This is a genomic window from Stenotrophomonas sp. LMG 10879 (assembly GCF_002750935.1).
In the GTDB taxonomy this organism is placed as follows: Bacteria; Pseudomonadota; Gammaproteobacteria; order Xanthomonadales; family Xanthomonadaceae; genus Stenotrophomonas; species Stenotrophomonas lactitubi_B.
Window position 1 is genome coordinate 238,603 of sequence record NZ_PEJT01000007.1, and the last position, 26,415, is coordinate 265,017.

General features: G+C 62.3%; 22 protein-coding genes. 15 read left to right on the forward strand and 7 right to left on the reverse strand.

The window, feature by feature from the left end; all coding sequences use genetic code 11:
• Positions 1 to 20: 20 nt before the first annotated feature.
• The gene (locus tag CR919_RS13120; RefSeq protein ID WP_099820377.1) at positions 21 to 1,367 is read left to right on the forward strand and encodes a phosphomannomutase; all 1,347 of its coding nucleotides are present in this window, start codon (positions 21 to 23) and stop codon (positions 1,365 to 1,367) included.
• A 14-nt stretch (positions 1,368 to 1,381) separates the two neighbouring features.
• A complete protein-coding gene (locus CR919_RS13125; RefSeq protein ID WP_099820378.1) occupies positions 1,382 to 2,785 on the forward strand; it encodes a mannose-1-phosphate guanylyltransferase/mannose-6-phosphate isomerase in 1,404 nt (467 codons plus the stop codon).
• Between the two features lie 98 nt (positions 2,786 to 2,883).
• On the opposite strand, the gene rfbD is transcribed toward CR919_RS13125, so the two are convergent.
• The 4 genes from rfbD to rfbB are packed head-to-tail and all read right to left on the reverse strand — an operon-like array spanning position 2,884 to position 6,285.
• Entirely contained in the window at positions 2,884 to 3,777 is an 894-nt protein-coding gene (rfbD, locus tag CR919_RS13130) for a dTDP-4-dehydrorhamnose reductase (protein ID WP_099820379.1), read from the reverse strand.
• Positions 3,774 to 4,331 (reverse strand): dTDP-4-dehydrorhamnose 3,5-epimerase, encoded by a 558-nt coding sequence (rfbC, locus tag CR919_RS13135; protein ID WP_099820380.1) that lies wholly within the window; start codon positions 4,329 to 4,331, stop codon positions 3,774 to 3,776. Before rfbC ends, rfbD begins: the two co-directional genes overlap by 4 nt.
• A complete protein-coding gene (gene rfbA / locus CR919_RS13140) occupies positions 4,328 to 5,215 on the reverse strand; it encodes a glucose-1-phosphate thymidylyltransferase RfbA (RefSeq protein WP_099820381.1) in 888 nt (295 codons plus the stop codon). Before rfbA ends, rfbC begins: the two co-directional genes overlap by 4 nt.
• A gap of 14 nt (positions 5,216 to 5,229) precedes the next feature.
• The gene (gene rfbB, locus CR919_RS13145; protein WP_099820382.1) at positions 5,230 to 6,285 is read right to left on the reverse strand and encodes a dTDP-glucose 4,6-dehydratase; all 1,056 of its coding nucleotides are present in this window, start codon (positions 6,283 to 6,285) and stop codon (positions 5,230 to 5,232) included.
• A gap of 287 nt (positions 6,286 to 6,572) precedes the next feature.
• Here rfbB and CR919_RS13150 point away from each other — a divergent pair, with 287 nt between their 5' ends.
• The 13 genes from CR919_RS13150 (at position 6,573) to CR919_RS13210 (ending at position 20,458) form a co-directional block, all read left to right on the forward strand.
• The gene (locus tag CR919_RS13150; RefSeq protein WP_099820383.1) at positions 6,573 to 7,319 is read left to right on the forward strand and encodes an electron transfer flavoprotein subunit beta/FixA family protein; all 747 of its coding nucleotides are present in this window, start codon (positions 6,573 to 6,575) and stop codon (positions 7,317 to 7,319) included.
• Positions 7,319 to 8,257, forward strand: coding sequence for an electron transfer flavoprotein subunit alpha/FixB family protein (locus CR919_RS13155; protein ID WP_099820384.1), 939 nt, complete (start codon positions 7,319 to 7,321; stop codon positions 8,255 to 8,257). Before CR919_RS13150 ends, CR919_RS13155 begins: the two co-directional genes overlap by 1 nt.
• A gap of 57 nt (positions 8,258 to 8,314) precedes the next feature.
• Positions 8,315 to 8,698, forward strand: a complete 384-nt coding sequence (locus CR919_RS13160) for a GtrA family protein (RefSeq protein WP_099820385.1) — start codon at positions 8,315 to 8,317, stop codon at positions 8,696 to 8,698.
• 397 nt (positions 8,699 to 9,095) lie between these two features.
• Positions 9,096 to 10,874 carry an LTA synthase family protein gene (locus CR919_RS13165; RefSeq protein ID WP_243380142.1) on the forward strand — a complete coding sequence of 593 codons (1,779 nt, stop codon included), beginning with the start codon at positions 9,096 to 9,098 and terminating at the stop codon, positions 10,872 to 10,874.
• Positions 10,875 to 11,100: 226 nt separating this feature from the next.
• Entirely contained in the window at positions 11,101 to 12,123 is a 1,023-nt protein-coding gene (locus tag CR919_RS13170) for a lysylphosphatidylglycerol synthase transmembrane domain-containing protein (RefSeq protein WP_243380145.1), read from the forward strand.
• A gap of 69 nt (positions 12,124 to 12,192) precedes the next feature.
• Positions 12,193 to 13,584: a UbiA family prenyltransferase gene (locus CR919_RS13175; protein ID WP_099820421.1), complete on the forward strand. Its 1,392-nt coding sequence runs from the start codon at positions 12,193 to 12,195 to the stop codon at positions 13,582 to 13,584.
• Entirely contained in the window at positions 13,581 to 14,894 is a 1,314-nt protein-coding gene (locus CR919_RS13180; RefSeq protein WP_099820386.1) for an FAD-binding oxidoreductase, read from the forward strand. Before CR919_RS13175 ends, CR919_RS13180 begins: the two co-directional genes overlap by 4 nt.
• 2 nt (positions 14,895 to 14,896) lie before the next feature.
• The gene (locus CR919_RS13185; protein ID WP_099820387.1) at positions 14,897 to 15,628 is read left to right on the forward strand and encodes an SDR family oxidoreductase; all 732 of its coding nucleotides are present in this window, start codon (positions 14,897 to 14,899) and stop codon (positions 15,626 to 15,628) included.
• A gap of 27 nt (positions 15,629 to 15,655) precedes the next feature.
• Positions 15,656 to 16,327 carry a class I SAM-dependent methyltransferase gene (locus CR919_RS13190; protein ID WP_099820388.1) on the forward strand — a complete coding sequence of 224 codons (672 nt, stop codon included), beginning with the start codon at positions 15,656 to 15,658 and terminating at the stop codon, positions 16,325 to 16,327.
• A 30-nt stretch (positions 16,328 to 16,357) separates the two neighbouring features.
• Positions 16,358 to 17,302, forward strand: a complete 945-nt coding sequence (locus CR919_RS13195; RefSeq protein ID WP_099820389.1) for an NAD-dependent epimerase/dehydratase family protein — start codon at positions 16,358 to 16,360, stop codon at positions 17,300 to 17,302.
• A gap of 29 nt (positions 17,303 to 17,331) precedes the next feature.
• Positions 17,332 to 18,657: an NAD(P)/FAD-dependent oxidoreductase gene (locus tag CR919_RS13200; protein ID WP_099820390.1), complete on the forward strand. Its 1,326-nt coding sequence runs from the start codon at positions 17,332 to 17,334 to the stop codon at positions 18,655 to 18,657.
• Between the two features lie 51 nt (positions 18,658 to 18,708).
• A complete protein-coding gene (locus CR919_RS13205; protein WP_133119614.1) occupies positions 18,709 to 19,995 on the forward strand; it encodes a hypothetical protein in 1,287 nt (428 codons plus the stop codon).
• Between the two features lie 58 nt (positions 19,996 to 20,053).
• Positions 20,054 to 20,458, forward strand: coding sequence for a GtrA family protein (locus CR919_RS13210; RefSeq protein WP_099820392.1), 405 nt, complete (start codon positions 20,054 to 20,056; stop codon positions 20,456 to 20,458).
• A 40-nt stretch (positions 20,459 to 20,498) separates the two neighbouring features.
• Here the strand turns inward: CR919_RS13210 and CR919_RS13215 are convergent, their stop codons facing one another.
• From CR919_RS13215 to CR919_RS13225, 3 genes are all read right to left on the reverse strand, one after another.
• Complete coding sequence (locus CR919_RS13215) at positions 20,499 to 22,877, reverse strand: hypothetical protein (protein WP_099820393.1); 2,379 nt, start codon at positions 22,875 to 22,877, stop codon at positions 20,499 to 20,501.
• A 192-nt stretch (positions 22,878 to 23,069) separates the two neighbouring features.
• Positions 23,070 to 24,071 (reverse strand): glycosyltransferase family 2 protein, encoded by a 1,002-nt coding sequence (locus tag CR919_RS13220; protein ID WP_099820422.1) that lies wholly within the window; start codon positions 24,069 to 24,071, stop codon positions 23,070 to 23,072.
• Between the two features lie 37 nt (positions 24,072 to 24,108).
• Positions 24,109 to 26,406, reverse strand: a complete 2,298-nt coding sequence (locus CR919_RS13225; RefSeq protein WP_099820394.1) for a hypothetical protein — start codon at positions 26,404 to 26,406, stop codon at positions 24,109 to 24,111.
• Between the last annotated feature and the right edge of the window lie 9 nt (positions 26,407 to 26,415).

Below are 26,415 nucleotides of genomic sequence, written 5' to 3' on the forward strand. Positions count from 1 at the left end.
TCTGACAAAGGATTCCAGCGATGCCCCTGCCCGCCTTCAAGGCTTATGACATCCGCGGCCGCGTGCCGGAAGAACTGAACGAAGACCTCGCCCGCCGGATCGGTGTGGCCTTGGCCGATCAGTTGTCGCCCGGGCCGGTGGTGGTGGGGCACGACGTGCGCCTGACCAGTCTGGCACTGCAGGACGCGCTGGCGGTGGGCCTGCGCGGCGCGGGCCGGGAAGTGATCGACATCGGCCTGTGCGGCACCGAGGAGGTCTATTTCCAGACCGACCATCGCGGTGCGGCCGGCGGTGTGATGGTCACCGCCAGCCACAACCCGATGGACTACAACGGCATGAAGCTGGTCAAGGAGAACGCGCGCCCGATCAGCTCGGACACCGGCCTGTTCGCAATCTCCGATGCGGTTGCCGCCGATACCGCGCCCGCCGCACCGGCCAAGGCCGGGCAGACCGCCCAGCACGACAAAAGCGCCTACATCCAGCACCTGCTGTCCTATGTCGATGTCAGCAAGCTGAAGCCGCTGAAGCTGGTGGTGAACGCCGGCAACGGCGGCGCCGGCGCCATCGTCGACCTGCTGGCGCCGCATCTGCCGTTCGAGTTCATCCGCATCTGCCACGAACCCGATGGCAACTTCCCCAACGGCATTCCCAATCCACTGCTGCAGGAGAACCGCGCCGCGACTGCCGAGGCGGTTCGCGAGCACGGCGCCGACTTCGGCATTGCCTGGGACGGCGACTTCGACCGCTGCTTCTTCTTTGACCACAGCGGGCGCTTCATCGAGGGCTACTATCTCGTCGGCCTGCTGGCCAAGGCGGCGCTGGACCGCAACCCGGGCGGCAAGATCGTGCATGACCCACGCCTGGTCTGGAACACCGTGGAGATGGTCGAACAGGCCGGCGGCGTGCCGGTGCTGTGCAAGAGCGGCCATGCTTTCATCAAGGAAAAGATGCGCGCAGAGGATGCGGTGTACGGCGGCGAAATGAGCGCCCACCACTACTTCCGCGAATTCGCCTATGCCGACTCGGGCATGATCCCCTGGCTGCTGATCGCCCAGCTGATTTCCGAAAGCGGCCGTTCGCTGGCCGACTGGGTGGAGGACCGCATGGCGGCGTACCCGTGCAGTGGCGAGATCAACTTCAAGGTCAGCGATGCGAAGGCGTCCGTGGCCCGCGTGATGGAACACTTCGCCGCGCAGTCGCCGGCGCTGGATCATACCGATGGCATCAGTGCCGACTTCGGCGACTGGCGTTTCAACCTGCGCAGTTCCAACACCGAACCGCTGCTGCGCCTGAACGTGGAATCGCGCGGGGATGCGGCGCTGATGCAGGCGCGCACCGATGAAATCGCCGCGCTGTTGAAGGCCTGAGCGGAGATGTCGCGATGAACACCGTCCAGCCTGTCATCCTCTCCGGGGGCTCCGGCACCCGCCTATGGCCCCTGTCGCGCGAGGCGTATCCCAAGCAGTTCCTGCCTCTGGCCGGTGAGCTGACGATGCTGCAGGCAACGTGGCAGCGCGTGGCCCCCATCGCCAGCCGCGGCCCGCTGGTCATTGCCAACGAAGAACACCGCTTCGTTGCGGCCGAACAACTGCAGCAGGTCGGCGCCGAGCCGGCCGCGATCATCCTCGAGCCGGTTGGCCGCAACACCGCCCCGGCGATTGCCGTGGCCGCGCTGGAAGCCACCCGTGATGGCGCCGATGCGCTGTTGCTGGTGCTGCCCTCCGATCACGTGATCACCGATGAGGCCGCCTTCCGTGCGGCGGTGCAGGCGGCTTCCAGCGCCGCTGAAGCCGGCAAGCTGGTCACCTTCGGTATCGTGCCGACCGGCCCGGAAACCGGCTACGGCTACATCAAGGCCGCCGATGGCCAGGGCGTGCGCGCAGTCGAACGCTTCGTCGAAAAGCCCGATCTGGACACCGCCACCGGCTACGTGGCCAGTGGCCAGTACTACTGGAACAGCGGCATGTTCCTGTTCAAGGCCTCGCGCTACCTGCAGGAGCTGGAACGCCTGCAGCCGGCCATGTTGTCGGCCTGCCGCACGGCATGGGAGGGCGCGCGCCGCGATGCCGACTTCACCCGGCTGGACAAGGACGCGTTCACTGCGGTGCCGTCCGATTCGATCGATTACGCCGTGATGGAAAAGACCGCCGATGCGGTGGTAGTGCCGTTGGATGCCGGCTGGAACGACGTTGGCTCCTGGACCGCACTGCGCGATGTATCGCAGCAGGACGGCGATGGCAATGCGCACCAGGGTGATGTGATCGCCATCGACTGCCGCAACACCTATGCCTACGGCCAACGCCTGGTGGCGATGGTCGGGCTGGATGATGTGATCGTGGTCGAGACCGACGATGCGGTTCTGGTCGGCAAGGCCGACCGCATGCAGGAGGTCAAGACGGTGGTGGCGAAGCTGAAGGCTGATGGTCGCAGCGAAGCCACCTGGCATCGCAAGGTGTACCGGCCGTGGGGAGCCTACGATTCCATCGACAACGGCGAGCGTTTCCAGGTCAAGCGGATCACGGTCAAGCCCGGCGGTACGCTGAGCCTGCAGATGCATCACCACCGTGCCGAGCACTGGATCGTGGTCAGCGGCACCGCCGAAGTTACCCGCGGCGATGAAGTAATCCTGCTGAGCGAGAACCAGAGCACCTACATCCCGCTGGGCGTGACCCATCGCCTGCGCAACCCCGGCAAGCTGCCGCTGGAGCTGATTGAAGTGCAGTCCGGCAGTTACCTCGGCGAGGATGACATCGTGCGGTTCGAGGATACATACGGGCGCAGTTGAGTCGTCGCCCTGCGGTGCATGCCGACCGTGGGTCGGGGCCGGCGCCCAGCGCTGGTCGGGGTGGGTGCCGACCGTTGGTCGGCACGTCGCCTACCGGGTCAGGCAATCTCCGCCATGACCCGCTTCAACCCCTCCTGCCACGCCGGCAGCACGATGCCGAAATCCTGCTGCAGGCTGCGGTTGTCCAGCACCGACCAGGCCGGGCGCTTGGCCGGGGTCGGGTATTCCGCACTGGAAATCGCCTCTACCGCTGGCACCTTGGCCAGCACGCCGGCGGCAAGTGCCTCGGCAAAGATCGCTTCGGCAAAGCCATGCCAGCTGGTCTGGCCCGATGCCGTCAGATGCCACGTTCCCGACAGCGCGCCCGGATGCTGCAGCGCCTGCACGGTGACATCAGCAATCAATGCCGCCGGCGTCGGCGTACCGATCTGGTCGACCACCACCCGCAGCTGATCGCGTTCGGCACCCACGCGCAGCATCGTGCGCAGGAAGTTCGCACCATGCGAGGCATAGACCCACGCAGTACGGAAGATCAGATGGCGACCACCGGCCGCACGCACCGCATCCTCACCATCACGCTTGCTGGTGCCGTACACGCCGAGCGGCGCGGTCGGTTCGTCTTCGCGGTACGGGGCCGTGCCCTGGCCATCGAACACGTAGTCGGTGGAGTAATGCACGAACGGTACGTCATGCGCTGCACACCAGCGGGCGATCACGCCCGGCGCTTCGGCGTTGGCGGCGAATGCAGCCTCTACCTCCTGCTCGGCACGATCCACGGCCGTGTAGGCGGCCGCGTTGACTACCAACGACGGCTGCAGCCGGTCCAGCAATGCAGGCAAACTGTCGGGCTGGCCGAAGTCGGCCATTTCGCAGGTGCTGCCATCAGGCAACTGGCCGCTGCGGGTGGTGGCAACCACCGTCCCCAGCGGCGCCAGCGCGTGCAGCAGTTCCTGGCCGACCTGACCGTTGCCACCGAATACCAGCACCGTCATGCGACGTAGACCGGCAGGCGGTCTTCAGCAATGTCCTTGAGGAACGGCGCGTTCTCGTCCTTGGCCGACAACGTCGGCGCGCTGATCGGCCAGTCCACGGCGATATCGGCGTCATTCCAGCGCACGCCAGCGTCGAAGTCCTTCAGGTACACCTCGGTGCACAGGTAGCTGAACACCGCACGCTCGGACAACACGGCAAACCCGTGTGCAAAGCCTTCCGGAATCCAGAACTGCTTCTTGTTCTCCGCGCTGAGCAACACCGCTTCCCACTGGCCGAAAGTCGGTGAGCCGCGACGGATGTCGACGGCCACGTCATACACCTCGCCTTCCAGCACGCTGACCAGCTTGCCCTGCGGGCGCGGCCACTGGTAATGCAGGCCGCGCAGAACGCCCTGTGCCGAGGTGGAGACATTGCTCTGCACGAAGCGATCGGGCAGGCCCAGCGCAGCGAAGCGCTCGGCATTCCAGGTCTCGAAGAAATAGCCACGGGCATCGCCGAACACAGCCGGTTCGATCACCACGCAACCGGGCAACTTGGTTTCAATCACTTTCACGGAACGACTCCACGCAGAGCGAGCTTGTGCAGGTACTGGCCGTAGCCATTCTTGATCAGCGGTGCAGCCAGTGCTTCCAGCTGCTCGGCGCTGATCCAGCCCTGGCCGAACGCGATTTCCTCGGGGCAGCACACCTGCAGGCCCTGGCGGGTCTGGATGGTCTCGATGAAGTTGGACGCTTCCAGCAACGACTGGTGGGTACCGGTATCGAGCCAGGCATAACCACGGCCCAGCGGCTCCAGGTGCAGGTTGCCCTCGCGCAGGTAACGCTGGTTCAGATCAGTGATTTCCAGCTCGCCACGCGGCGACGGCTTCAACTCCGCTGCGTGGTGACTGGCGTTGCCATCGTAGAAGTACAGACCGGTCACCGCGTAGTTGGAACGCGGATTTTCGGGCTTCTCGACCAGATCGATGACCTTGCCGTTCTTGTCGAACTCGGCCACACCGTAGCGCTCCGGGTCGTTTACCCAGTAGCCGAATACGGTGGCGCCATGATCACGCTGGTCGGCGTTGCGCAGCACTTCGCGCAGGCCATGGCCGTGGAAGATGTTGTCCCCCAGCACCAGGCAGCTCGGCTTGCCGCCGACGAAGTCCTTGCCGATCAGATAGGCCTGCGCCAGACCATCGGGGCTGGGCTGCACCGCGTACTGGATGTCCATGCCCCACTGCGAACCGTCGCCCAGCAGCTGCTGGAACAAAGCCTGTTCGTGCGGGGTATTGATGATCAGTACTTCACGGATGCCCGCCAGCATCAACACACTGAGCGGGTAGTAGATCATCGGCTTGTCGTACACCGGCAGCAGCTGCTTGCTGACGCCCTTGGTGATCGGATACAGCCGGGTGCCGGAGCCGCCGGCGAGGATGATGCCCTTGCGTTGGGTCATGTCGTGTCCTTGGTTCAGGCCGCGGTGCCGATGCGCTGCAGGCGATAGCTGCCGTCGAGCACGCCGTTCACCCATTCCTGGTTATCCAGGTACCAGTCGACGGTGAAGCCGATGCCCTGTTCAAAGGTGTAGGCCGGTTCCCAGCCCAGGTCGTTCTTCAGCTTCGAGGCATCGATCGCATAGCGGCGGTCATGGCCAGGGCGGTCGGCAACGTAGGTGATCTGGCTGCTGCGCGGCTGGCCGTTCGCACGCGGGCGGCGCTGGTCAAGCAGCGCGCAGATCGCCTGCACCACTTCGATGTTCTGCTTTTCCGAGTTGCCGCCGACGTTGTAGGTCTCGCCCACCTGGCCCTTGGCCAGCACGGTGCGGATCGCTTCGCAGTGGTCGGACACGAACAGCCAGTCGCGCACCTGCTTGCCGTCGCCGTACACCGGCAGCGGTTCGCCGGCCAGGGCCTTGGCGATCACCAGCGGGATCAGCTTCTCGGGGAAGTGGTACGGGCCGTAGTTGTTGGAGCAGTTGGTGGTCAGCACCGGCAGCCCGTAGGTGTGGTGGAACGCACGCACCAGGTGGTCCGAGGCGGCCTTGGACGCCGAATACGGCGAATTGGGCGCGAACGGGGTGGTTTCAGTGAACTTGCCGGTCTCGCCCAAGGTGCCGTACACCTCGTCGGTGGACACGTGCAGGAAGCGGAAGGCCGCGCCCTTGTCGGCCGGCAGCGCCTTCCAGTAGTCGCGCACGGCCTCGAGCAGGGCCAGGGTCCCGACCACGTTGGTCTGGATGAAGGCACCCGGGCCGTCGATGGAACGGTCGACGTGGCTTTCGGCGGCGAAGTTCAGCACGGCATCCGGCTGGTGCTCCGCCAGCAGGCGGGCAACCAGCGCGCTGTCGCCGATGTCACCCTGCACGAACACGTGGTTGGGATTGCCGTCCAGGCTGGACAGGGTCTTCAGGTTGCCGGCGTAGGTCAGCGCATCGAGATTGATGACCTTGACGCCGCGGGCGGCAGCCTCGAGAACGAAGTTACCGCCAATGAATCCGGCGCCGCCGGTGACAAGCCATGTGGGCACTACCTGTTCTCCTGATTATGATTCGCGGGACAGGGCCTTCGTGGCCCCGACAATGCAACGTGAAAGGATACAACGCACTTCCTGTAGCGGGCGATCACACAGGTGAACTGGCGCCCACTGGATTGCTGCATCGCAGCATGGTGCACGTCAACCATACGCATTCGCATGGTTACCCCAAGCCAGCTAGAATCGGGGTCCCACCCCCGAACCGGTTGCTGTTGCAGGACCGGGCGTTCTCCGCAACTGTGAGCCGGCCAGCGGCCGGCACTACAAGGATCGAGTACCAGATGAAAATCCTCGTCGCGTACAAGCGCGTGGTGGACTACAACGTCCGCATTCAGGTCAAGCCGGACGGTTCCGGCGTGGTCACCGACGGCGTCAAGCTGTCGCCCAATCCCTTCGATGAAATCGCCCTGGAAGAAGCGTTGCGCCTGCGCGACAAGGGCATCGCCAGCGAAGTCGTGGTCGCCACCATCGCCCCGGCCGATGCCCAGGCGCACCTGCGCAACGGCCTGGCCATGGGCGCCAATCGCGCCATCCACGTCGTCACCGACCAGGCCATCCAGCCGCTGACCGCCGCCCGTACCCTGCTCAAGCTGGTCGAGAAGGAACAGCCGGACCTGGTGATCCTCGGCAAGCAGGCCATCGACGACGACGCCAACCAGACCGGCCAGATGCTGGCCACGCTCTGGGGCCGTCCGCAGGCGACCTTCGCCAGCAAGCTCGACATTGCCGACGGCAAGGCCACCGTGACCCGTGAAGTCGACGCCGGCCTGGAAACGCTGGAAGTCGACCTGCCGGCCGTGGTTACCACCGACCTGCGCCTGAACGAGCCGCGCTTCATCAAGCTGCCCGACATCATGAAGGCCAAGGCCAAGCCGCTGGAGACCCTGCAGCTGGCCGACCTCGGCGTTGAAGCCGCCGATACCTTCAAGACCACCCAGTACACCGCGCCTTCCAAGCGCAGCAAGGGCGTGATGGTCAAGGACGCCGCCGAACTGGTGGCCGCACTCAAGCAGAAGGGGTTGCTGTAATGAGCAGGATTCTCGTCATCGCCGAGCACCACGACGGCAAGCTCAACGCCGCTACTGCCAAGACCGTCAGCGCTGCTGCAGCCATTTCCGGCGCCAGCATCGATGTGCTGGTGCTGGCCGCCGACCCGACCGCCGTTGCGGCTGAAGCGGCGAAGATCGCCGGCGTCGCCAAGGTCCTGACCGTGGCCAACGCCGCCAACGCCCAGGCCCTGGCCCAGGTGCTAGCCCCGCAGATCGCGCAGCTGGCCAAGGGCTACAGCCACGTGTTCGGCCCGTCGACCACCTTCGGCAAGGACCTGATGCCGTGCGTGGCCGCCCTGCTCGGCGTCAACCAGGTCTCCGACCTGATGGCCGTCGAAGGCAGCCATACCTTCAGGCGTCCGATCTACGCCGGCAACGCGATCATCACCGTGGAAGCGCCAACCGACCAGATCGTGGTCGCCACCGTGCGTGCCGCGTCGTGGCCGGAAGCGGCCCAGGGCGGCAGTGCCGCCATTGAAGCGGCCAGCGTCGACGCCTCCCTGCCGACCCACACCCGTTTCGTCGGCCTGGCCGCCGGTGCCAGCGACCGCCCGGACCTGCAGAGCGCCAAGCGCGTGGTCTCCGGCGGCCGTGGCGTGGGTTCGGAAGAGAACTTCAAGGTCATCTTCCAGCTGGCCGACAAGCTCGGCGCCGCCGTGGGTGCCTCGCGCGCTGCGGTGGATGCCGGCTACGTGCCCAGCGACCTGCAGGTTGGCCAGACCGGCAAGATCATTTCGCCGGAGCTGTATGTGGCCGTGGGTATCAGTGGTGCCATCCAGCACCTGACCGGCATCAAGGATGCCGGCACGATCGTGGCGATCAACAAGGATGCGGATTCGCCGATCTTCGAGATTGCCGATATCGGTCTGGTGGGGGATCTGTTTGCGATCCTGCCGGAGCTGGAAAAGGCGCTCTGAGCCCCAAAGGCTGAAGCCAGGGTATCACTCGATACCCTGGCCCCGCCTGGACACCCCATGAAACAACGACTTCTCCGTTTCCTGATCTCCGGTGGTTCGGCCGCTGCAGTCGAATATGCCGTGTTCATTGCGCTGCAAATGGCATTGGGCGAGAACTGGCTTTTCCTCAACCAGTCGCTCAGCTTCGGCTGCGGGTTTGTAGTCAGCTTCCTGCTTAATCGCCATTGGGTATTCCAAAGCGATGGACACATGGGGAGCGAGCTTTTCAAGTACGGCATTGTTGCGACAATAAATCTCGCTGCCGGCAATTTGGCGATCTTCCTGCTGGTTGGCCCCGCAGATATCCATCCATTGATCGCGAAGTTCCTGGTAATGGGAATGATCGCCGCGTGGAACTATCTTATTTTCTCGCGACTGGTTTTCAGGAAGCCGGTCACGTAGCAGCAGATCGCCGGCACTCTCCTGGAGCAAGGCAGGTTCTGCCATCGGCGACATGTGGAGATGCACCAAACGAGAACACTGTGTTTCAGATATGGGGCCGGCATGTGAATGTGCCGGCCCTTTTTCGTTTCGTCCATGCAGATTCCCGCCCCACCCGAACGCTAAAGCCACGATCGGCAAACCAATGCGCCGCTCCAACGCAAAATATGTCGCCATGTATCCAGATGCACACCAAAGCAGGCGATCCGACTCATTCACCAATGTGCATAAAATGTGAACAACGCCGTATCATTGGACCAGGCATGGAGGCCCATCGCTGTCATTCGGCCTCCGACGCTCATTCCCATTCCAGAGAGGCAACGAGGAAGGATTCCATGGAGATTCTTCCATTTGGCTGATGAGTATTAATATATTGAATATCACGCGGCGTTTCCCTGCATGGGGAACCTGCGTCGCAGGATTGCTCACCGGCGTCCTGCTGCTGCGGATGAACCGCTATTACCCTCCGAGCGAACTGCTGTACCTGTCCATCAGCTTTCTGCTGGAGTTGGTATTGATCGATCTGCTCACCCATCTCGCGCTGGGTCTTCGCAATCGAGTCTTACGGATCATCGTCCTGCTGTTGCCTGCAGCAGCCGGCTTCATCTACGTGGCCCAGCTCTATTCCATCTGGCTCTCCGGCGGATTGATTCCACCCATCGCCTTTGCGAACCAGGAAGTGGCTGGCCTTATCGCCTTCAACGGCGTGTACGCGATGCTAGGCACCTATCTGCTGGCCTTCATCGCCTTTGCTTTGCTCCAACGCCCCTCCCCCCCACGCTTCAACCCCCGCACTTCGATGCTATGCCTTGGTGTAGCTGCTGCTGCTTATGCCGGTTTGATCCACGACCAGCCCATGGCGCGCGGCATCATTGTCGCGCGTGGTGAAGTGCCAGTAGCCTCGTTGGTCCGCGCGTACATGGCGTATATCGGCATGAGTAGCCGGGTGCAGCTCAGCGCAGCACAATTGGTCGAAGCGCGCGCCGAGTTCTCGCGGCGAACGATCTATCAGCAGGGTTTCCCGCCAGAAATGACGCAGACCCTTGGACCACGACCGAATGTCATCGTGATATTCACCGAGGGCATGTCAGCGCGCTGGATGGAAACCTATGGCAGTCTCCATCCAGGACTGACCCCCAATCTTGATCGACTGGCAGGAGGCTCGCTGGTCCTTACCAATTATTACAATCACACTGCTGCAACGTTCCGCGGCCTGCGCGGCCAACTGACTTCAGGTCATCAGGAGATTGATGGGTATAACAAGGAAGGCACAGGAATCGGCCAACGCGACGTATCAGGAGACGTCACAGCGGTATCTCGGATCAGCATTCCGGAAATACTCCGCGCACACGGCTATCACAGCATGTTTTTCCTGTCCCAGCAGGAGTACATCAACAAGATGGTTGAAACTCTCGGCTTCGACCGCACGTTGGGGCGCGACTATCTTTTCGAGTCGCATGTGCGGGGCAGTGCCGACTCGGCAATGCCCAAGTATCTAAGTGACCCTGAATTGTTCGACAGCATGCTTTCCGAACTGGAAGCACAGCCGCGGGACAAGCCATTCTTCGCAGCGGCTTACAACTTCCAGACCCATGCATTCCTGGATGGCGACGAAAGATTTGGCGACGGCAACAACATCGTCCTCAATCGCTTCCATACATATGATCGCGACATCGGTCGCTTTATCGAACGATTCATGGCCAGCCGGTTGCACGAGAACACGATTCTCGTGGTCACTGCGGACCACTCAACGTTCCCGGAGCCCGTGACCGTCGATGCGGATCGTCGCATCAAGGGATACTTTATTGACACCATACCCTTGTTGATTTACTGGAAAGGTGTCCAGCACCAGGTAATCGATGTCGCTGGCAAGAACTCCTTGGACCTTGCTCCTTCGCTCCTGAGCCTTCTGGGTGCCAGAAAGGGCCACAATCTGTTCCTGGGCTGCACGTTCTTCGAAGAGTGCGAACTGGACCGTATTTCCAACGTCGGCGGCGAATACGTATTGACCGACGCACATGGATCCTATCGGGAGTCCGATATCCCGGAAGGGACGCAGGCGCATTACGACCGGGCAAGGCGCACCATCGAACGCTACAAGTCGATGGACCTGATAATCGACACACAGGAGCACTGAACAAGCGCCGTAGCGGACGATCACCATGCGACCGCTGGTCGTCCTGGCTGACACCCGCCTGCAACCAGCAGGCCACCATCGGGGACGGAAGGACAGGCGCCATGTCCCGCCACGCCTGATTGGCGGAACATGGCGCTACTCGAAGGAGTTCGGGCAAATCTTGTCGAAGAATACCGCTAGAATGCCCGGCCAGGCCTTTTGAACCCCCAACCGGAGCCTCGCCAACTTGCGTCCGCTCCTTGACCAGCAGCCCGTGTCAGCCATCGCGCCGCCTCCCCGGTGGCGTGGCCTTGCTTTTCTGCTGGCCATCAGTTCGGTGTACCTGGCACTGCTGCTGTACGTGGACCGTGATACCGGTGTGCTCTCACGGTTGGCTGAACTGCCCGGCTCGCTGGCGTTGTGTGCCGTACTTGTGTCGGGCAGCTTCGCGATGCGCTATCAACGCTGGCACTGCCTCCTCCGCGTCCAAGGATATGAAGTCCATTGGGGTGAGGGCCTGCGCGCGTACGTGGCCGGGTTCGCCTTCACGGCCTCACCGGGCAAAGCCGGCGAACTGCTCCGCATCCGCTACTTCGGCAACCTGAACGTCCCGCCACAGGTGGTGCTGGCGACCTTCATCGTCGAACGAGGCCAGGATCTCCTGGTCATCACCGCGCTGGGGGTTGGGGTATCCGCGTTGATCCCCGCATTTGGCGCCTTGGCCATGTTGGTAGCGGGCAGCTTGAGCGTCCTCTACCTCGCCACTCGCTGGCCTTGGTTGCTACAAAAAATGGGCGCAATTGGAGATCGCCTTCCATTCGCGTGGGGACGGCGCCTGGCATCCTTCCTCATTGCCGGCGTCAGCGGTGTAAGCCCGCTGCTGCGGTGGAGCGTTATGCTGCCGGGGCTTGTACTAGGCGGCTCCGCATGGCTGCTCATTGCGCTTGCCTTCGCCGCACTCTGCTCTGTCCTCGGCATGCATCTGAGCTGGCCGCAAGCACTGGGCATCTATCCGGTGGCAATGCTGGCCGGCGCCGCGTCCTTCGTCCCCGGCGGGGTGGGCACGACCGAAGCCGCCATCGTGTTGATGTTGACCACAGTGGGCGCCAACATGGACGTCGCCGTCACCGCCGCGATCGGCATACGGCTTGCAAGTCTATGGCTGGCAATCGTGATGGGCATGCTGGCCATGGCAAGCCTGGAAATCCGCCCGGCCCGGCAATGTTCCAGGAGCGCCAGCGCTGCCACCGAAAGCGCATTCGATTCTTGAAAGAAGTTCCCATGTCCCGACTGTTTCCTGGAGCCCCCGACCTTGGCCACTGACGTTCGTGCCCTCTGCGTGGACCTTGATGGCACGCTGCTGCGCAGCGACATCCTGTACGAGTCCCTGTTGGCCCTGCTGGCGCACAATCCCCTGTACCTGCTTCTGCTGCCGTTCTGGTTGCTCCGTGGCAAGGCGCATGTGAAGAGGCAACTGGCATCCCGCGTGAAGCTGCCCGCCGACACGCTCCCGTATGACGAACGTGTGCTGGAAATCCTGCGCACCACCACCCAGCGCCCACGCGTATTGTGCACCGCCTCAGACCGCCTGCTCGTACAACCCATCGCAGAACACCTTGACCTGTTCGAGGAGGTCATGGCCAGTGACGGTCAGACCAACCTATCCGGCAGCAACAAGGGGCGAGCCCTGGCTGAGCGATTTGGCGAACGCGGCTTTGACTACATGGGCAACGGCCAGGTTGACCTGAAGGTATGGGCCCATGCCGGTGGCGCGATCGTAGTCAACAACGATGCAGCACTCGCTCGTGCCGCAGCGAAGCAGACCGAGGTTCTGGCCCACCTGCCATCGCAGAACGGCGGCCTGTTCACATGGATCAAGGCCCTTCGCGTTTACCAGTGGTTGAAGAACCTGCTGGTGCTGGTGCCCCTGTTGACCGCACACCGCTTCTTCGATATCGGCTCGATCATTGATGCCGGCGTGGCCTTTCTGGCATTCGGCCTGTGCGCTTCAGGCGTCTATCTGCTCAACGACCTGCTGGACCTGACCCCTGACCGCATGCACCCGCGCAAGCGCAAGCGGCCGTTCGCGGCCGGCACGCTGCCGCTGCTGCATGGCCTGCTGCTTGCGCCACTGATCACCCTTGCCGGTTTCATGCTTGCGCTGGTCTGCAGCCCGGCCTTTGCCGCCGTACTCCTGTGCTACTACGTGATGACCCTGAGCTATTCCCTCAAGCTCAAGCGCATCGTGATGATCGATGTTGTGATGCTGGCAGCGCTCTATACCGTGCGCATCATTGGCGGCGCCGTGGCGATCAACTCCGAACTGTCGTTTTGGCTGCTGGCGTTCTCGATGTTCGTGTTCCTCAGCCTGGCCATGCTCAAGCGCTACACCGAGCTGGCTTCGGCACTGGCCAACGGCAAGGAAATGGCGATCGGTCGCGGCTACTCCGTCGCCGACCTGCCGCTGGTGCAGTCACTGGGTGCAGCTGCCGGCTACATCGGCGTACTGGTGTTCGCGCTGTACATCAACAGCCCCGAGAGTCTGGAGCTCTACAGCAGCCCGAAACTGCTGTGGCTGCTGTGCCCGATCCTGCTGTACTGGATCAGCCGGATGTGGATCGTGTCCCATCGCGGCGACATGCATGATGATCCGATCGTGTTCGCGGCCATGGACCGCAGCAGCCAGATCGTCATCGGGCTGTGCGTGCTGATCGTGCTGCTTGCAATATGAATGCGACGACCGGCCAGTCCTGGGGGCGCTACCCGCGCGTCGAGCAACGGATCATCCCGGTGCTCGACCGCAATGGCGCCCTGCCGCTGCCCTCAGACGGGGGTACGGTATTGGCGCATGGCAATGGCCGCAGCTACGGTGACAGCTGCCTGAACCCAGGTGCCACGCTGCTGACCAGCCGTGGACTGGACCGGTTCATCGATTTCGATCCCTCTACCGGCGTCGTACGCTGCGAGGCAGGCGTCACCTTGGCCGACATCCTGGATATCGCCCTGCCCCGTGGCTGGTTTCTGCCGGTTACCCCCGGTACGCGCTACGCCACGGTTGGCGGCGCCATCGGTAATGACGTGCATGGCAAGAATCATCACCAAGCGGGTACGTTCTGCCACCACGTGCGGTGCATCGAACTGCTGCGCAGCGATGGTTCGCGCCAGCAACTCACGCCGGCCGACAGCAGCGGCCTTTTCGCGGCCACCGCTGGCGGGTTGGGCCTGACCGGATTCATCACTTGGGTCGAACTGCAGCTTCGCCGGGTGCCCGGCCCCTGGATCGAAACCGAGTCGATCCGCTTCGACAATCTCGACGAATTCTTCGAATTGTCGCGCGACTCGGCTGAAGGATTCGAGTACACGGTGGCGTGGATCGACTGCCTTGCAAAGGGCGCCAATCTCGGCCGCGGCCACTTCCTCCGGGGCGACCATGCACCAGGCGATGCGCAGGCCGCCACGCCCAGTTCGGCCCCGCGACGCAGCATGCCACTGGTACCGCCAGTGTCGCTGGTCAACCGGTTGACCCTGCGTCCTTTCAATACGCTGTACTACTGGCGGCAGCCGGCGCGCCACGTCCGCCACATATCGCACTACCAGAGCTATTTCTATCCGTTGGATGGCATCAATCACTGGAACCGGATGTATGGTCCGCGTGGTTTCCTGCAGCACCAATGCGTACTGCCTCCGGCCACCGCCCGAGATGCCACTGCAGCACTGCTGGCGGAAATCGCCCGCAGCGGACGTGGCTCGTTCCTGGCGGTGTTGAAGGAATTTGGCGACCGTCCCTCACCGGGCATGCTGTCGTTCCCGCGTCCGGGTTCGACCTTGGCGCTGGACTTCCCCAATGACGGGCCGGACCTGCTGAAAATGCTCGATCGGCTTGATCGCATCGTCAGCGACGCTGGCGGCGCGGTGTATCCCGCCAAGGATGCGCGGATGTCCGGTGCCCTGTTCCGCCAGGCCTACCCGGCCTGGGAGGCATTCTCCCGCTTCATCGACCCTCGATTCTCATCCGGCTTCTGGCGCCGGGTGATGGAGTAATCATGCAGAAGATCCTGATCATCGGCGCCACCTCGGCCATTGCCGAGTCGGTAGCGCGTCTATACGCCGGCCGTGCCGCGGCGCTCTATCTGGTCGGTCGCAGCGCTGGCAGGCTGGAGACCATCGCCGCAGACCTGCGCGTGCGCGGTGCTCAGCGGGTGGAGAGCGGCGTGCTCGACGTCAATGATGTCGATGCCCACGGCCCCTTGTTGGACACAGCCTGGGCAGCACTGGGTGGTATCGATACCGTACTCATCGCGCATGGCACGTTGCCCGACCAGGCCGCCTGCGATGCGTCGGTGGAGGTGTCGCTGCGCGAGTTTTCGACCAATGGCACCTCCACGATCGCTTTGTCCGCCGCCCTGGCACAGCGCCTGCAGCCGGGCGCCACGCTGGCGGTCATCTCCTCGGTGGCAGGTGATCGCGGTCGTGCCAGCAACTACCTGTATGGCAGCGCCAAGGCGGCCGTTACGGCCTACCTGAGCGGCCTCGGCCAGCGCCTGCGACCGGCCGGGGTGAACGTACTGGTGATCAAGCCCGGTTTCGTCGATACCCCGATGACCGCCGCCTTCAAGAAAGGCGCACTGTGGGCGACACCGGACAAGGTGGCCGCCGGCATCCTGAAGGCCATCGGCAAGCGCAAGCCCGTTGCCTACCTGCCGGGCTTCTGGTGGGCGATCATGATGATCATCAAGAATATCCCCGAGTTTGTGTTCCGCCGCATTTCCCTCTGACCTGAACCACGAACCAGGACGACCCGCATGCCGGATATCGATCGCGATCTCGACGTACTGTACCAGCACCGCTTTCCCAAGGAAGAACTCGCCAACAAGAACCGGATCTGGCAGGTACTGTGTGGCCAGTACTTCAATCGGTTCGTAAATCCGTCCGACACTGTCGTCGATATCGGTGCCGGCTACTGCGAGTTCATCAACAACATTCCGGCGGCCGGCAAGATCGCGGTCGACCTGAACCCCGACGTTCGCCAGTTCGCGGCAGAGGGCGTGCGCATCATCAATGAATCGTGCACGGCCGTGGCCTCGATCCCCGATGCGAGTGTCGATGCTGTATTCATGAGCAATTTCCTGGAACACCTGCCCAGCAAGGACCTGGTACTGCAGACGTTGCGCGAAAGCGCGCGCATGCTCAAGCCCGGCGGCCGCGCCATCATCCTGCAGCCGAACATCCGTTTCCTGTACGACGAGTATTGGGATTACTTCGACCACCACACCGCTCTCAGCGACCGCAGCCTGGTTGAAGGTGTTCTGATGGCCGGACTCGAACCCCGCGTGGTGATCCCCAGGTTCCTGCCCTACACCACCAAGAGCCGCCTGCCACAGGCACCCTGGCTGGTATCGCTGTACCTGAAGATTCCGCTGGCGTGGCACATCCTGGGCAAGCAGGCGCTGGTCGTGGCCTACAAGCCGCGCTGATTCCATTTCCTTTCGTAGTCGAGTTGGTCCATGGCACAGAAAAACGACAAGATCGTCCTCACCGGCGCTGCCGGGCTGGTAGGTCAAAACCTGATCGTGGAGATGAAACAGCAGGGCTATACCCAGCTGGTTGCCATCGACAAGCACGCCCACAACCTGGAAATACTGCGCAAACTGCACCCGGACGTGCAGACGGTGCTGGCAGACCTGGCCGAGCCAGGCGACTGGGCGCGCGCATTTGAAGATGCGCGCCTGGTCGTGCAGCTGCACGCACAGATCACCGGCAAGACCACCGACCTGTTCGTTCGCAACAACCAGACAGCAACGGCGCACGTGCTGGCCGCCAGCAAAGCTGCGGCGGTTCCCTACATGGTCCATATCAGTTCGTCGGTGGTGAACTCGGTGGCCAAGGACGACTACACCAACACCAAGCGCGTGCAGGAAGCCATGGTGGTCGACAGCGGCCAGCGCCACTGCGTGCTGCGACCGACGCTGATGTTCGGCTGGTTCGATCCCAAGCACCTGGGCTGGCTCTCGCGTTTCATGGCCCGCACGCCTGTATTCCCCATTCCCGGCGACGGAAAATTCATGCGTCAGCCACTCTACGAACGCGACTTCTGCCGCTGCATTGCCAAGTGCATCGAGACCGAGCCCGACGGCGAAGTCTTCGACATCGTCGGCGATACCCGCGTGGACTACGTGGACATCATCCGCACCATCAAGCGGGTGAAGAACCTGCACACGCTGATCGTGCACATTCCCATCGGATTCTTCGCATTTCTGCTGAAGGTCTACAGCTTGTTCAGCAGCAAGCCTCCCTTCACCGCCGACCAGTTGAAGGCGCTGAGCGCGGGCGACGACTTCAAGGGCATCGATACTGAAGCCGTATTCGGGGTAAGGCAGACACCGTTCGAGGAAGCGATCCGCGAGAGCTACACCGACCCGCGTTACAGCCATATCGTGCTGCAGCGCTGACCCAACAGAACAGACGGAAGAACATTCGAATGAGCAGTTTCGCCATCATCGGCAGCGGCCCCATGGGCCTCATGGCAGCATTGGAGCTGCTCAAGCAAGGCCACCAGGTTGACGTCTACGAGCGCGACGACCGGATTGGCGGCATGTCGGCGGATTTTGATTTCGATGGCCTGCGCATCGAGCGCTACTACCACTTCATCTGCAAGACCGACTATCCGCTCTTCAAGCTGCTCGATGACATGCAGCTGTCCGATCGCCTGCACTGGACGGACACGAAGATGGGGTATTACTACAAGGGCAAGCTGCACAAGTGGGGGACGCCGTTCGCCCTGCTGGGCTTCCCCCACCTGGGCATCATCGACAAGGTGCGCTACGCCCTCCACGTAATGCACACCAAGGGCATCCAGGACTGGACTGCGCTGGACAAGGAAAACGCACGCGACTGGATCACCCGCTGGATCGGCCCGAAGGCCTACAAGGTGATGTGGGAAAAGGCGTTCGCCTTGAAATTCTTCGAATACCAGGACCGGCTGTCGGCATCGTGGATCGGCACCCGCATCAAGCGCGTGGCACTGTCGCGGCGCAATCTGCTCAATGAAAGCATGGGCTATCTGGAAGGCGGCTCGGCCGTGCTGCTGCAGAAAATGGCGGCGGACGTGCACCGTCGCGGTGGTCGCATCCTGTTGTCGCAGCCGATCGAGGAAGTTACCTCGGTCGAGGGCAAGGTCACCGGCATCCGCACTCAGGAAGGCCATCAGCCGTACAACGCCGTGGTGTCCACCGCCCCCATCCAGTACGTGCCCAGGCTGGTGCCTGGCCTGCCGAAGGCATTCGCGGACCAGGTCGATGCCATCGAGAACATTCCCGTGGCCTGCGTGATCCTGAAGCTCTCGCAGCCGGTGAGCGAGAACTTCTGGATGAACATCAGCGATGAACGCATCAGCATCCCCGGCCTGATCGAGTACAGCAACCTCAATCCGGGCAAGGGCCCCGGCGAGCACATCGTTTACGCGCCGTACTACATGCCCAAGACCCACCCGAAGTGGCAGTGGAGCAACCAGCAGTTGATCGACGAGGTCATCAGCTACCTGCCGATGATCAACCAGGCCTTCAAGCCGGAATGGATCAAGGCGACGCACTGCCACCGCTATGAGTTCGCGCAGACCATCTGCCCCCCCGGTTTCCAGGACATGCTGCCGCCGATGAAGACCCCGTTGCAGGGCTTCTTCATGGCCGACACCGCGTACTACTACCCGGAAGATCGTTCGATCAACGAGAGCATCGCAGTGGGTGCGACGCTGGCAGCTGCTGCTGCCGCCGGTTCACCGCCTACCCATGCAACAGCCGGCGAGTAGTCGCGGGCCGCTGCCTGCCGGGTCCGACCTCCTTCTGCTGATGCCTTCCCCATGACCTCACTATCATTGATCACGCCGGGACGCCGAGAAGGCACGCTGGGAGAGCGGCTGGGAACATTCCTGGTCGTTCTCTTCGTGATGGCCTACAAGAGCAACGACGCGCTGAGTCTCCCGCAGTTCTGGGCGGAAGATGCCACCGTTTTCTTCACCGACCAGTACGGGCTTGCGCTGCCTCAGGTGTTCGAGCCCTATGCCGGCTACCTGCTGGCGATACCCCGCCTGGTTGCCTGGATCGCCGCTTGGCTGCCAGTCGCCAAGGCGCCACTGATCTACAACGCTGCAGCCATCCTGCTTTCGACGATGGCCATCACCTACACCTGCCGACGCCTGCGTGGACTGGTACCAGCGTGGATCGTGGCGCTGTCGATGCTGGCGGTGCCAACCAACGGTGAAATCTTCGGCACACTCACCAATGTCCAGTGGTTTCTGCAATTTGTGATGGCTGTCTGCTGCCTGCTGCCGGTGGAGGCTACGACATCGCGCATCACTCCTTGGCTGCGCGCGGCCATCGTCATGCTCATCGCTCTCACAGGGCCGTTCTCCGCCCTGCTGCTTGCGGTCGTCTGTGCGATCACGGCCGCTTCCTGGCTGGCGGCACGTACGCGCATTGATCCCTTCAATGGCGCTCTGTCTGGTTTTACGACCAACCGCGACTGGCCGGTCATTGCCGCGACCGCTATCGGTGGCATCGTACAGGCCGGGGTCATCCTGTCCTATCCCGAAGCCCAGCGTCTGGCGGGAATGGGGCCGGCCTGGGTATTCGACACAACGTTCACCAAACTGGTGCCGCCTCATATCTTCGGCAGCGACTTCCTTACGGGCACAGCCTGGCTGCTGCTCTACGCCCTGCTGATCGGTACGCTGCTGCTGGCGCGCCGCATCGACGGCCTTGCACGCCTGACGGTGCTCGGTTTCATCGCATTTGCCGTCGTCGAGACGTTTGTGCCAATGCTCAGGATGACCGATCCAGCAGGCCTTGTGCCACTCAATGGCGACCGCTATTTCTACTTGGCGAAGGTGGTCTGGTGGTGGGCTGTGTGGCTTGCGCTGAGTGGCCAGACACGGCGCAGCCGCGTAAATGCCACCGCAACCACCACCGCGTTGATCTGCCTATTCGCCCTGACCAATGCGCAATACCTACGCCGGCCACCCTTCAAGGATTTCGATTGGAAGGGTCAGTCGGCGCAGCTCAGCCAACCGGGCCCGCATACCATCCCCGTCAATCCCTACGACTGGAAGATCGAGGTGGAAACGGCTGTGCCAGACGAGAAGAAATGACAATTGCTCCACCACCCCACGGCACTGTCCGCGGCAATAACCCAATGGCAGAACCGGCATGAAAGTACGCCCCCCCTCCACCCAGTTCATGCGCTTCCTGATGGCCAGCGGCGTTGCCGCCCTGGTCAATGTCGGCTCGCGCATCATACTCAGCCACTGGATGCCCTATGTTCCAGCGATCCTGCTGGCGTTCTGCCTCGGCCTGATCACTGCATTCTCGCTCAACAAAGTATTTGTATTCAGCGAGTCCAGCAACCGGCTGCACCATCAATTCCTGTGGTTCCTGCTGATCAATCTTGCCGCAGTCGCGCAGACAGTTCTGGCCAGCCTGATCACGGCCCACTGGCTGCTGCCGGCGCTGAGGATTGATTTCCACAATGAGACCATCGCCCATGCGATCGGCGTGATGATTCCAGCCATCACCAGCTACATCGGCCACAAGAAGCTTTCGTTTCGCCGCTAAGCAGTGCCTCCACTCAGCGGCAGCGTTCAGGTGCCCGCCATCAATTGCTGGGGGGCGCGGCCAGCGTATCGGTACGGTGAATGGTCAGTAGTGGCGGGTGACAGATCAACCACTGGTCGCCATCGCTTTGCAGCACACGGAAGTGCACATCCGAGGGCAGCTTGCGTACATCTACATAAGCCTCATATCCAGCATACGCGAGCGCGGGCTTCTTGAAATGGTCAGACACATCCAGACGCGGCACATTCCTCGCAGGCAGGATGAGGGTGCGGCCGTCGGGCATCGCGGCAAGCAAGGAGACGCCCTGATTGGCCACGCCCTCCTCCGCGTTCACTGCGGCCCAGCCACGCACCTTGAACAGCCGACCCGGCAGCGCCATTGGTTCGACTGTAACGCTCTGCCCGCTGACTTCCTCGATATTGCAGTTGCCACCCATAGTGTAGGCATCGGAAGGCAGTCCTTCTTTCCACGTGCCGGTCAAGGCACGGTCTGCATCGGCCGTCATCGGAATTTCCAAGGGCGCCAAGGTGGCGCGATAAGAGCCCTTCCACAGGAAACGGGTACCACTTTCACCACGTACGCTCATCGCGACGACCTTCCGTTCCCCCAAGAGGTCATCGCGATAATGCGAGCCCAGCGCGACGAATCCGGTAGCGTCGGTCACCGTCGGTGAAAGCATGAAGCCGGTCGATGCCATACCCGCGATCATGCGGAACGTCGCGACTTCCCCCGTGTCATAGCGTACCGACAGCACCAGCTGGGGAGATTTATACAACGCACCATGCAGTTTCCCGAGCAAGGTCGGCTGGATGTCCAGCGTCGCCCACACCGGTCCTTGCGATCCTGGAACTGCAATCTCCTGGCCGAGCCGGACTTCAATCTCCTTCGCAGGCTGAGGCTGCAGAGGTGTTGCCGATCCAGCGCGACGTTCCAGCACCGCGTATCCGGAATCGACCCGCTGCGGCCTGAAGCTGCCCAGTAGTTCAAGCCAACTCGCACCATCTTCAAGCGCAGGGTATCTGTGATCGATGGTGTCTGCGTTGAAATATATCTGCGCCGGCGGATTGTTGCGCAGGTGATCGGCATTGGTCCTGATCAGTGACGGCACGTAAGCGGTGTAGCTCTGCAGGATGGGTCGCGGCTTCCATTTCAGGCCCTCCGCAACCAGTACCAGCGTGAGGTCATAGGAGTACAGGTCCACCTCCCCCCTCTCCGACGAGAAGGGAGACTCCGCGCGCAACTCTGCGATGCGCTTCTGGAAGTTCCGATCCATGGCGTGGGGGTCGGAAAGACGCTGCCAGAGGCCCCTTGCAGGCGAATTGACCGCCTCGCCCAGATTGGCCACGGCCGCCGCGGGGCTCGGAACATTGTAGGAGAACACGATGAGTGCAGAACCCAGCACTCCGACCGCGAGCGCTGCGACGCCTCGGCCTTGCTCGCTGCCCGGCGCAATGCAAAGCAGCAGGCCAAGCAACAGCAACCCGGTCGATGCAATCATCGCATGCGCTTGGTCGCCTCTGACGAAACCGGCTTTGAAGGTTACAAACAGATAGAGGCCAAATAGAATCGGCGCGTACCATCGGCGCCGTAAATTTCCGAATGCGGAAATGCCCACCAATACAACAGCCGTTGCGAGGAACAGGAAAAGGCTCGTCAATTTCGGATCACCGGAAGCCGACATGCCATTGGTGTAGCCGGAAACGATCGGAGCCTGGGCAATGAAGTAGCCCGGCAGATCCCACAGCGCTTGCCCAGCGACCAGCCATGCCACAACCATGACCAATATTTCGGTCATGGCAATGACGATCGCCAGTCGTGGCGACGTCCGCCAGCACATCAACACGGCGACCAGGCTTGAGCCTGCGGCCAGAAGGCTGAAGCTGCCCTTCACCAAGGGCAGTATCGCAATTGCCGCAGCCAGCAGGCACAGAATGCCGATGTGCTGACGCCCGGTTTCGACGCCGCGCTTGACCGCCAACGGCAGCAGGAGAGGCAGCAGCATCAGGGTTGCGTCCCGCCATCCGCTGCCATAGGGCAGCCAGATCAGGGCAACAACGAATGGAAAAAGCAGCAGCAGAATGCGCCGCTGTGGCAGAGCGACAGCGAACAGGCCAGCCGACATCGCAACTGCAATCAGCAGAGAGCCACCGATCATCAGACCATCAGTGCCGGGATGGTAAACATTGGTATAAACCGATGCCCAAGGGCCGAAGGTAAAGATGATGTCCTTGCCGAAGCGCAGGTGCTCGGCCGTCGCGACATTCATGGCGAAGGACCAGGAGCCATCCAAGCCCGCACTGGGCATTGGCGAAGCAAACGGGGTCAGCAGCAATACCAGCAGCACGCCAGCGATGATCGAAGCGCCCCATCCCCATTTTGTCAGGGTAGAAGTGCGTGCCGATGTGCCCTTGTTATCCATTTTACTTCCAGAAATTGCAGCGTCATTGTGGACATCGATGGGTTTGTCGTATACGCATGCATCGCGATTCTGCACGACAGTACCCGCCCGCATGTCCCCGGAGAATTGAGGGATCGGATGGTAGCAGGCGCCCCTGGCCGCAACCAGCGCAGGGCTCAGCTCCTTCTGTTTACCGAGCCATCGTTGGGGAGCTCAGCGGCGCAGCCCCATCAGCGACCGATGAACCGGCGTCACGGGTTGATTGGCGATGTCGTAGCTGAGGAAGGCGAGCAGAAACTGCAGACCGCTGACGATGGCGATAGCAGGCAGCACGACCGTGCCCACGGGGGCAGACAGGCCGGTACCGGCTGCGGCGATCCAATGCCAGCCACCGTAGAGTGTGCCGCCTGCAAGGAGTGCGAACGCTGCAACCAGTTCAAGCGAAGCGATCGTCAGATCACGCAGGTAATAGCGATAGGCAATTCGCTTGCAGAAGTTCCTGGCATGCTTGAGCGCGAACTCACCGAGCACCTGACTGACCTTCAGATTGCTCACTTCATCGCCGTAGCGCGCATCCATGGGCACGTCCTGGACCACTGCCTGCATCGCGTTGAGCCTGAAAAGCAGGTCCGTCTCGAAGAAATAGCGTGTACTGATCGCTTCCATCGGCAAGCGTTGGGCCACTGCCGCATGGATGGCCGTGTAGCCGTTGGTCGGATCGAACAACCGCCAATAGCCGCTGGATGCCTTGGCCAGGAACGAGAGCCCCAGGTTCCCGAAGCGACGAAGCAGCGGCATCTGGCTGATCTGGGAGAGGTCCCAGAAACGGTTCCCCTTCGTGTAGTCCGCTTCGCCATTGAGGATCGGCGCAACGAACGACGGAAGCAGCGCGGGGTCCATCTGGCCGTCGCCATCGATCTTGACGATGACGGCCATGCCGTCGGCAGCCGCTTGGCGGTAGCCGGTCATGGTCGCGCCGCCTACGCCTTGATTGACCTGGTTGTAGAGCACACGAACGCGTGGATCAGTGTTGTTCTGTTCGATGAAGCGGCCGGACTGCTCCGGACAGGCATCGTCGACACAGTAGATCGCATCCACCTCAGGACCGATGCCAGCAATGACGCCCAAGATATGCCGGGTGACCTTGTAGCTGGGTATGACCACGGCAATTGCCTGCGCTCCCCGCGTCAGCGCGCTGTCGGACTGTCCGAGCATATCCCTCTCCTCTTCTTCGTTGTTGCCCATCACTTCCTCAAGGATCCAGACGATAGAACACCAGGCCGTCTGGACCGGTAGCCACGGGCTTGCCCGTTGCGCCCAACTGCCGGTAGCCGGTCAGGCAGTACTGCCCATCCAGCGCCCTCTCATCCCCCTGCCCTTCCCAGCGATGCACCAGCAGGTGCGTTACGCCAGCGCGACGAAGGATCTCACGGGTCTGCTGTACCTGCGAGCGGCAGAACATCGAGCGCAGATCCTTGGCGAAGAACCCATACCCAGAGCCCAGTCTGACGTTGAACAAATAGTCGCGGTGTGCAAACGGCAGGTAGGGCGTCACGTACATGGAAGGCAGAACCCAGTCCTCACGGCCATTGAGAACAATGGCATAGGCTGGCGCAAGCACAACGGCGTCGTCAGGCAGCGCGCGCTCGGCAGCCTGGAAAGCGCGCACATCGGACTCATTGATCGGGTAGGTCCACCCCTGATCTGCGGGTGTCACCCCCTTGATATCGATGCTGATGAAGCTGGCCACCACCGCGAGTGCCGCCACCGCCATCGCGCACCGGCCCACCAGGTCGGTTGTCCTGCCCTGCAGCAAACGGGGCATACGTGATTGAAGCCCGGCATCAACTGTCATCACCAGTGTCGCCAGCATCAGGATCCATTGCAGGAATACCGCGTACATGGTCAGCAGACCAATGTAGCGCTGGGTGTAAGTGGTGAGCAGGCTCGCTTCCAGCGTGTCGTGCCCAAGAGTCAGAGTAGCGATGTTGGAGACTCGCAGGGCCACGGCCAGCGCTACCGCCAGCGCCAGCTGAGCAATGACCAGCAGTCCGAAGGCCCGACGACTACGTATCGCAGCGGGAGCGATGGTCAGCATCGCCAAGCCCACCAGGAAGGTGAACATGGCGAGCGGGCGGGTCAGCGGGAGGAGCGTGTGGGCTATCACCTGTTGAGAATCAGGCAGGTACTGCCCCCCCATCGAAGGCTGCGGGCCATACCACAGCTCCCAAGGCAGCACCTGGAACAGGCGATCAATGATCTCGGTCGACGACCGCCCCAACTCGGCAGGAGCTACCAGCAGGCGAAGCCCCAACGTCTGTTCGACGAACTGGCGTACCACTGGCAAGGCCTCGGCCAGCAGCTGCAGGTAGTAGGGATCAGTCACCAGCAGCAGCACGCCTGGCACTCCGCCAGCCAGCAGGCCAAGCAACGGCAGGGCAAGTTTGCCGCGCAACCCATCGACCCGGAACCACAACGGAAGCATCAACAGCATCCATGCCGGCACCGCGAAACTGACAAAACCAATAGCGAGCGAAGGATTCAACTTGGCCGCCATCGCCCCGGCCAGCGGCAGACTGAGCCAAGCCAGCATCCAGGGTCGACCGCTCTTCGCTGGTTCCAACCAGCACAGCATCACGCAGAGCACAGGGAACAACAGCGTGGAGATGGCGGCCAGGCGACCGGTGCTGTTGAGGTCATCCACCGGATACAGGAAGCTGGTGCCGCGCAGGATGCAGTACCCCAGAACGACCACCACCATCACAGCCCAGGCGCGGGACATCGGCACTGACAACTGCCGATGACGCATCCAGAGCAGGACGACTTCAGCGATGGCGAAGATTGCCAGCGTGGCCTGCAGCACCGGCTGGATCTTCAGGAAGGGGCCGATGTGCAGGCCGAATCCCGGCCAAGCCCACAAGGCGGCCAGCACGTGCAGCATCTTCGGATACTTTTCCAGCCACAGCGTATGCCCGGCCGACAGCTTCGGATAGCCGGCGGTGAACTGGTCCAGTGCAAAGGCGATGTGCTGGTGTGTATCCAGGCCAAGCGCTCCCGCACGCAGCGAGTAGTGCGTACCTGCCTTCAGCAGGACCATCGCGGCGAGGAGGGCGATGAGCAGCCACACTCCATCAACGCGGGAGATCCTATGCTTCCAAGCAGTCAGCTGCGCACGACGCCACCACAATGTCCCCACCATCAGCCCCATGATGGCCAGCGGGAGGCCATGGGACAGGCCCAGCCCACGCGACCACAACAAGGTCAACGGCGAAAGCGCCAACCACAGCACGACCAACGTCACCTGACCCAGCAGGATTCGCGTGAACAGGGCCGGAGATGCAATCAATACCTCAAGCCTGAACAGACGGGCACTCATCCCGCCCAGCCAGCCCATGCCTGCAAGGGAAATCCCCAGCAGCACCAGGAATCTTGCCTGATCGAAGCTATGGATAAAGGGCAGGGCCAGCAGCAACACCGCCAACGCGGCAAGCACAGGGGCTGACCGCAGCAACCGGCCGCTCCCCGGCCTGGCAAAACTATTATTCAGCATTACAGGTCC

Bases quoted from the DNA above. Each gene is read 5' to 3' on its own strand.
- CR919_RS13150 (WP_099820383.1), top strand. From the start codon at position 6,573: ATGAAAATCCTCGTCGCGTACAAGCGCGTGGTGGACTACAACGTCCGC.
- CR919_RS13210 (WP_099820392.1), top strand. From the start codon at position 20,054: ATGAAAGTACGCCCCCCCTCCACCCAGTTCATGCGCTTCCTGATGGCC.
- CR919_RS13190 (WP_099820388.1), top strand. From the start codon at position 15,656: ATGCCGGATATCGATCGCGATCTCGACGTACTGTACCAGCACCGCTTT.
- CR919_RS13125 (WP_099820378.1), top strand. From the start codon at position 1,382: ATGAACACCGTCCAGCCTGTCATCCTCTCCGGGGGCTCCGGCACCCGC.
- rfbD (WP_099820379.1), bottom strand. From the start codon at position 3,777: ATGACGGTGCTGGTATTCGGTGGCAACGGTCAGGTCGGCCAGGAACTG.
- rfbA (WP_099820381.1), bottom strand. From the start codon at position 5,215: ATGACCCAACGCAAGGGCATCATCCTCGCCGGCGGCTCCGGCACCCGG.
- CR919_RS13215 (WP_099820393.1), bottom strand. From the start codon at position 22,877: ATGGATAACAAGGGCACATCGGCACGCACTTCTACCCTGACAAAATGG.
- CR919_RS13165 (WP_243380142.1), top strand. From the start codon at position 9,096: ATGAGTATTAATATATTGAATATCACGCGGCGTTTCCCTGCATGGGGA.
- CR919_RS13185 (WP_099820387.1), top strand. From the start codon at position 14,897: ATGCAGAAGATCCTGATCATCGGCGCCACCTCGGCCATTGCCGAGTCG.
- CR919_RS13160 (WP_099820385.1), top strand. From the start codon at position 8,315: ATGAAACAACGACTTCTCCGTTTCCTGATCTCCGGTGGTTCGGCCGCT.
- CR919_RS13225 (WP_099820394.1), bottom strand. From the start codon at position 26,406: ATGCTGAATAATAGTTTTGCCAGGCCGGGGAGCGGCCGGTTGCTGCGG.
- CR919_RS13180 (WP_099820386.1), top strand. From the start codon at position 13,581: ATGAATGCGACGACCGGCCAGTCCTGGGGGCGCTACCCGCGCGTCGAG.
- CR919_RS13155 (WP_099820384.1), top strand. From the start codon at position 7,319: ATGAGCAGGATTCTCGTCATCGCCGAGCACCACGACGGCAAGCTCAAC.
- CR919_RS13200 (WP_099820390.1), top strand. From the start codon at position 17,332: ATGAGCAGTTTCGCCATCATCGGCAGCGGCCCCATGGGCCTCATGGCA.
- CR919_RS13220 (WP_099820422.1), bottom strand. From the start codon at position 24,071: ATGCTCGGACAGTCCGACAGCGCGCTGACGCGGGGAGCGCAGGCAATT.
- CR919_RS13205 (WP_133119614.1), top strand. From the start codon at position 18,709: ATGACCTCACTATCATTGATCACGCCGGGACGCCGAGAAGGCACGCTG.
- CR919_RS13195 (WP_099820389.1), top strand. From the start codon at position 16,358: ATGGCACAGAAAAACGACAAGATCGTCCTCACCGGCGCTGCCGGGCTG.
- CR919_RS13120 (WP_099820377.1), top strand. From the start codon at position 21: ATGCCCCTGCCCGCCTTCAAGGCTTATGACATCCGCGGCCGCGTGCCG.